The 6,343-nt window shown below is 46.3% G+C and carries 6 protein-coding genes; 4 read left to right on the forward strand and 2 right to left on the reverse strand.

Annotation, left to right across the window (positions count from 1 at the left end; all coding sequences use genetic code 11):
- Both H6S82_RS14120 and H6S82_RS14125 read left to right on the forward strand, forming a co-directional pair.
- Nucleotides 1–2,607, forward strand: a 2,607-nt coding sequence (locus tag H6S82_RS14120; RefSeq protein ID WP_191056333.1) for a DUF3769 domain-containing protein, incomplete at its 5' end; no start/stop codon positions are given.
- Between the two features lie 55 nt (nucleotides 2,608–2,662).
- Nucleotides 2,663–3,310 (forward strand): Uma2 family endonuclease, encoded by a 648-nt coding sequence (locus H6S82_RS14125; protein WP_190474153.1) that lies wholly within the window; start codon nucleotides 2,663–2,665, stop codon nucleotides 3,308–3,310.
- Here H6S82_RS14125 and H6S82_RS33495 read toward each other — a convergent pair.
- Nucleotides 3,307–3,732: a TetR-like C-terminal domain-containing protein gene (locus H6S82_RS33495; protein ID WP_347339499.1), complete on the reverse strand. Its 426-nt coding sequence runs from the start codon at nucleotides 3,730–3,732 to the stop codon at nucleotides 3,307–3,309. The genes H6S82_RS14125 and H6S82_RS33495 overlap by 4 nt on opposite strands.
- Between H6S82_RS33495 and H6S82_RS33500 the strand changes: the two genes are divergently transcribed.
- The gene (locus H6S82_RS33500) at nucleotides 3,670–3,819 is read left to right on the forward strand and encodes a hypothetical protein (protein WP_242056944.1); all 150 of its coding nucleotides are present in this window, start codon (nucleotides 3,670–3,672) and stop codon (nucleotides 3,817–3,819) included. The genes H6S82_RS33495 and H6S82_RS33500 overlap by 63 nt on opposite strands.
- Nucleotides 3,820–3,884: 65 nt before the next feature.
- Here H6S82_RS33500 and H6S82_RS14135 read toward each other — a convergent pair whose 3' ends face one another.
- Entirely contained in the window at nucleotides 3,885–5,780 is a 1,896-nt protein-coding gene (locus H6S82_RS14135; RefSeq protein WP_190474149.1) for a hypothetical protein, read from the reverse strand.
- 145 nt (nucleotides 5,781–5,925) lie between these two features.
- Here H6S82_RS14135 and H6S82_RS14140 point away from each other — a divergent pair, with 145 nt between their 5' ends.
- Nucleotides 5,926–6,267 carry a hypothetical protein gene (locus tag H6S82_RS14140; protein WP_191056334.1) on the forward strand — a complete coding sequence of 114 codons (342 nt, stop codon included), beginning with the start codon at nucleotides 5,926–5,928 and terminating at the stop codon, nucleotides 6,265–6,267.
- Nucleotides 6,268–6,343 lie beyond the last annotated feature (76 nt).

Below are 6,343 nucleotides of genomic sequence, written 5' to 3' on the forward strand. Positions count from 1 at the left end.
ATCGGTGACAATACACAACTGACAGACGATCGGTCTTTGTTATTGAGGAGTCAGTCGTCAGTCGTCGGTAGCAATGCGCCGATCGGTGACAATACACAACTGATAAATGATTTGTTATGGGCAGTCAGTAGCGAAGTACTGACTGCTGACAAGCAAGAACTGACAGCTGCAACGCCAGTATTATCAACGGCAGGAGATCGAAACACCGCAGCAGCAAAAGAAGAACCTGCGCCCGATCCAACTGCCGAGACGGCGAAAAGCGCTGCCCTGTTGGGTTCGCCGTTGAGTGTGGTGATGCCTTCCGATGAGGTGGAAGAGTTCGCCACTACTGGCAATATCGTTCCAGAAGTAGCACAAAATCAGGAATGGGGTTCTCAGTCTCTGCCTGGGAAAGAGATGGCCCCAACAGACCTATCCTCCGATGTTGCGATTATTGATGAAATACTGATAGCGGGTGAATCGGAGAAATCTGCTGGCTTAGCGACGAAAGAAGGGGAATTATCGTATTTTACAGTGCGGGATACGGAATTAGTCCAGACGCCGAACCCTTCGAGATCGATCGAAATCGATCCGGAACCAGTATTTTCTCCCAATCCAGAAGCGGAAATCTTACCGACGGGGCATATTGGCACAAGCAGCGGCAATATTCGCAACAGACGCCAAAACCAAAGGCAACAATCGCAAAGAAGACAGTCTCAAGGTAGACAGCAGCAAGCGCCAGCTACGGGGACGCCTGTGAATATCCCTCCGACGGTGGGGGTGATCGAATTGTTTGCAGACCGCTTGGAGTACGATGCGGCGCGGCAAATTTTCACAGGGGTAGGTAATGTGGAGATGCGCTATCAGGGCGGGGTGCTGACTGCCGATCGCGTGCAAGGCAATTTGGTGAATCGGGTTGCTGTGGCTGAGGGTAGTGCGGCTTTTCGGCGCGGTCAGCAGAATCTGCGCGGCCAAAGGATTGTGTATAACTTTGTACAAGATAGCGGTAATATTCGTAACGGTAGCGGCGAGATCTTTTTGCCTACTTCTGGTACTGACTTGGCGTTTAATTTACCGAATACGGGTGTGGTTCCTCCTGTGGTGGCGGAACGACCGTTGAGCGATCGCCTGTTGGGAAGTCAAGCGCCGCAACAAGTTACCAGTGTGGGTGGAATTAATTTGGTATTCGGCGGCACCAGACCGGGTAGCGGTTTACCGAGTGCGGGAAGGGGTGGCGAAGTTAGGCGGATACGTTTTGAGGCGGAGAATATTGATTTTTATCCGAGAGGTTACAGGGCGAGAAATGTGCGGTTGACTAATGACCCGTTTTCGCCGCCGGAATTGGAAGTTCGGGCTGACCAAGCGATTGTGACGCAGGTGAGTCCGTTGCGGGATGAGGTGGCGCTGACTCGTCCTCGCTTGGTGTTCGATCAAGGTTTTGCTTTGCCGATTCCGCGATCGCGCTATGCGTTCGATCGCACTGAGAGCGAACCGCCGATCTTTCAAGTTGGCTATGATGAGCGAGAGCGGGGTGGGGTTTATATCTACAGGGGTTTTGAGGTCTACAGAAGCAGTAAGGTCAGATTTTCGGTCACGCCTCAGTTTTTTATTCAGCGGGCCATATCTGAGGGTTTTGGCAATCCTGCGGAATTGTTTGGCGTCAGGGCTAGATTCAGCGCTACGGTTGGCCCGCGTACTCTCGTGGGGTCTTCTGTAACGGTCAACAATTTCGGTTCCGAAGGAATTGCAGAGAAAATACGCGCAAATACGCGATTGGTACAGGTAATCGGCACTCGTTGGCCGCACCGATTAACGTTGGAATATAGTTTCCGCGATGAATTGTTCAATGGGTCTTTGGGATATCAAACTGTACAACAAGCGATCGGCGGTGTGCTGACTTCCCCCGTTTTTCCTTTGGCGAAAACAGGGGCTAATTTGACTTATCAAGTTGGGGCTCAGTATATTAATGCGGATACCGATCGTCTGGAATTGCTTGCACCTGTGCGGACAAATAACCGCACTAGCTTAGGTCGCTACCAAGCTAGCGTTTCTATCAATCGCGGTATCCGTTTGTGGCGAGGACAAGCTTTACCTGCAACTGCATCTCAGGGTTTGCGATATACGCCGGTTCCTGTTATTCCTTTTGTTTCTTTAGTTCCCAGTGTTACCAGTACTACCAGTTTGTATAGCAACGGTGAAACTCAAAGTACTTTTACGGGTAGCATTGTTTTGTTAGGACAATTCGGTCATTTTTCTAAGCCTGTTCTAGATTATACCGGGTTTAATCTCCGCTTGACACGGGTGTTAAGAAATGGTGAATCGCCTTTCTTTTTCGATCGCGTTGTTGATGAAAGAGTACTTTCTTTTGGTGTGACGCAGCAACTTTACGGCCCGTTTCGGATCGGTTTTCAAACTGCTATTAATTTGGATACTAATAAAAGTATCAGTACGGATTATTTTTTGGAATACAGCCGCCGCACTTACGGGATTACTTTGCGTTACAATCCAGATGTGCAGTTGGGTGCGATTCTGTTGCGGATTAGCGATTTCAATTGGAATAATGGTGGCCAACCTTTCGGCGGGACTGGGGTAAGATTTGTGGATTTTGGCGTTCTTCAAGATTACTAGCCGCAAGTGAAAGAATGAAGAATAGCGAGTTTAATTTTTAATTAAACCTCTTAATATGGTAACAGTTCAATTCAGACAGATAAATATTCCGCCAGGACAGCGAGTGCTGCTGCACGATGTCAGTTGGCAAGAATTTGAAGCAATTTTGGCAGAACTTGGAGAACATCGTGCCAATCGATTAGCTTACAGCCAAGGAATATTGGAGATTAGGATGCCATTGCCAGAACATGAGGTAGATAAAGAACTGATTGGTGACATGATAAAATTATTGTTAGAAGAATTGCAGATTGATTGCGAGTGTTTTGGTTCGACTACGTTCAAGCGAGAAAGCAAAAAAGTTGGGGTTGAACCAGACCAATGTTTTTATATTCAAAATCATGAAGTGATGAGGGGGAAAAGGCGCGTAGACTTGACGGTAGATCCGCCTCCCGATTTGGCGATCGAAATCGATGTTACTTCTAAAACACAGTTGGAAGCTTATGAAGTTTTACAAGTCACCGAACTGTGGCGATACGAAAATAATAAGTTACAAATTAATATACTGCAAGAAGGCAAATATATTGGCTCTCAAAGCAGTCCGATTTTCCCAGAATTACCGATTATTGAACTCATAACTGAGTTTGTCGCGCAAAGCGTTACTCTGGGCAGAAGTCCTACTTTGAGAGCATTTCGCGATCGCATTAGGCAATTAATTAGGAATTAGCTTCTCAACAGGAATGTCAGAACGCGACGGATATAAGTTTCCCACGATTCATTTGCGGGTGGGAAAATGAGCGTGTAAAGCATTATGCCGCTAATTGTATCGAAGACTAAATTTGGATCGATATCTGCCTGAATTTCACCTCGTTTTTTGGCACGTTCCAAAACAATGCTAAAGGCTTGTCTTCGGGGTTGAAGGTATTTTGTCCAGTATATCTCGGCAAAACGAGGGTGGTTTGATGCGGTGCTGACAATCGAGGCTACTGTTTGTCGCCCTAATGGATTTAATGTTATTTGGGCGGCGCTTTCGATGAGGGCGTCAATATCTTTCCAAAGGTTACCTGTTTCGGGTAATACTACGTCTTGTCTGAGGCTTTCGATCGCATCTGCAACGAGTTCTTCTTTGGAATTATACCACCGATAAATTGTGGTTTTACCTACGCCTGCGCGGGATGCGATCGCTCTTTACTAGATATTCGTCAAGAGTTCGCTCTTTTGCCACTGATTGAATGATATTATGTTTGTTGTGAGTTGCGATGAAGGACGGCAATAGTAAATAAACTAAAAGCGATCGCATTTTACTTTTTACTTGTTAAAAGCTTATGCAGTAATTGGAAAGCTTTTACTATTAGTTCTTCTAGCCACAACATCGCTAAATCAAGCCATTCTAGTATCTGTTCTAATGGGTGCTTTACATATCCGGCTGGCTTGGCTTTAATTTCGATCCAATCTGACTCGGAATTACGGGGAGAAGATGTGCGATCGCCCTCATTTGTGTTACGATTAGATGCAGCTAGCGATGTGTTAGTAGCAACGCTTTTTGCAGTTTTATTTTCCGTTGGCTTGCTTTTGGGGCGAGTATTTTTGCGACCCTCTTCTCTATCTGAATGACGATTTTCTGAATGGCGATTTTTCACAACTGATTTCGAGCGACCTGTTTCCGGTTCGGAGAGCAGGGTCGCTTTCATATATATATTATTGTTTTTTTCCATATCTTCTCCCTCCCCAAGGCCAGTCTCTTGGACGGGAGGGGGTTTTTTCCCAGCGCGTTGGGCTAATTTTTCTAGTGTTCGAGATCCGGAATTACCAAATAAGTCTGATTGCGTTAGCCAAGGATCTTCTTTATTTATATTCGCACTTAGCAAGCTGGATGTCAATATCTCAGATGCCGGTGATTTTGGCGATTCGCGGGGGAGAAGTTTAGACAAGTTGAATAGGGGTTGCTTGGATTGTGGCAGACTAGGAGCGATCGCGGGTAGATTTTCGAGCGTCTGTTCGGCAGCAGTAAGCGCGGGGATTGTTTGGGAAGGTAATTTGACGGTGCTGTTCGCGCCAAAAAAGTAGTCGATCGCAGCTTTAATTAAAGATTGAACTTTAAATTTGAGATGATGCGTTTCTGGATTGTCGATTGCAGAATTTTCTACTTCGATGACTGTAGCGTGAGCATCGACCCAGCGAGTTTTTACTACTTGGAGGAATTCGTGACTGCGATGCGCTAAAGATGCGGTTACTTCGGTCATCACCGCCAGGTTACCGGATTCCAATTCGGCGATCGTGTTGTCGAGACTATATATAAAGGATGGAACTATAATTTCTTCTGTTTCTGGGAGAGGAGTTTCCGTTAGCGTGGCGATGGGATCGGATGGGTTTTCTGTTTCTGACGATATCGCATTTTCGGATGTTGGCTTCGCGGCGACAACGGCTGACTTTTCAATTTTTTGTTGTAACTCTTGACTCTTGAGTTTTAATTCCTGGCTTTTGAGTTTCAACTGCACAGTCTTAGCTTCTAAATCGTGAAGCAAAGTTTCTTCTTGGAAGAGATTGACGAGAGTTGCCACCGGTCCCGTTTGCATCCAAGTCATGAATTGACGGAACAGACGAATTGGTGGGAAAAGATGGGGACGGTCTTCTAAAATTGGGAGATAATTTACGAGTGTGGCTTTCGCAGTTGATGCGATAAATTGCTGATGGTAGTAATCGGATAATTCAAAGGTAATTCGTTTGTGCAGTTCTTGTTGGTCTTCGGCTGTTAAAATTTCCCTAATTTCATTTTGGGGAGTAACGAGTACTAAGTTGCGCGTTTCGAGCAGGGAGGCAATGGCCTGGATTTCCCTTTCTTTTGCAAACTTGTCGCTAAAATCGATATTTTCTGCTGTGGCGACTGCTTCCCCCAATACATCTGGGGGTGGCGACAGGGAAATCGCTGTTTCCAGCACTCGTTGAATCGGGATATCGGCGGAGGGGAGATTTTTGGTTGTAGAATTGCTGTGATTGACGGCTTGTTTGAGTTGCTTGCCAGCCAGTCGCACTGCCTGAATTGTCAGGTATGCTGGGTAAAGGAGGATCTGGGCTGTCCACGTCGCGCCTACCTGGAGATGTCTGAGTGCGCGATCGCTTTGATCTTTCATCCGGCGATACTGCCGTGACAAGACGTTGAATAATCTGCTGCGATAGCGACCGGCTGGGGAAGGCATAATTTTTAGGGCGAAGGGCGGCTGGTGAAAATCCGACAGCTTTTTTATTGTACATTACGATCGGCTGTGAAATGTCGGGTTTGGATGTTTTTCCCGCAGATGAAGGCAGATGCACGCGGATGAACGCAGATGAGTTGTCAGTGCAATGTCTATTTTCGATATTTTTAGTGGAGACGATCGCAGATTTTTTGTCGGTGATATGTCAAATGTGGATGTTTTTACCGCAGATGAAGGCAGATGCACGCGGATGAACGCAGATGAGTTGTCGCTGCCATGTCGATTTTCGATATGTTTAGGGGAGACGATCGCAGATGAGTTGTCAGTGGAATGTCATTTTGGGATATGTTTAGCGCAGACGATCGCAGATTTTTTGTCGGTGATATGTCATTTTGGGATATGTTTAGCGCAGACGATCGCAGATTTTTTGTCGGTGATATGTCAAATGTGGATGTTTTTACCGCAGATGGATGCAGATAAACGCGGATGAACGCAGATGTGTTGTTGGTGAAATGTCGGGTTAGGATATGTTTGTTGCAGACGATCGCTTCGGAACGCAGTTGATT

This window comes from Planktothrix sp. FACHB-1355 (assembly GCF_014748295.1).
Taxonomy (GTDB): domain Bacteria; phylum Cyanobacteriota; class Cyanobacteriia; order Cyanobacteriales; family Aerosakkonemataceae; genus Aerosakkonema; species Aerosakkonema funiforme_A.

Excerpts from the sequence above, each read along its gene's own strand:
- H6S82_RS14125 (WP_190474153.1), top strand. The coding sequence starts at position 2,663 with ATGGTAACAGTTCAATTCAGACAGATAAATATTCCGCCAGGACAGCGA.
- H6S82_RS14135 (WP_190474149.1), bottom strand. The coding sequence starts at position 5,780 with ATGCCTTCCCCAGCCGGTCGCTATCGCAGCAGATTATTCAACGTCTTG.
- H6S82_RS14140 (WP_191056334.1), top strand. The coding sequence starts at position 5,926 with ATGTCTATTTTCGATATTTTTAGTGGAGACGATCGCAGATTTTTTGTC.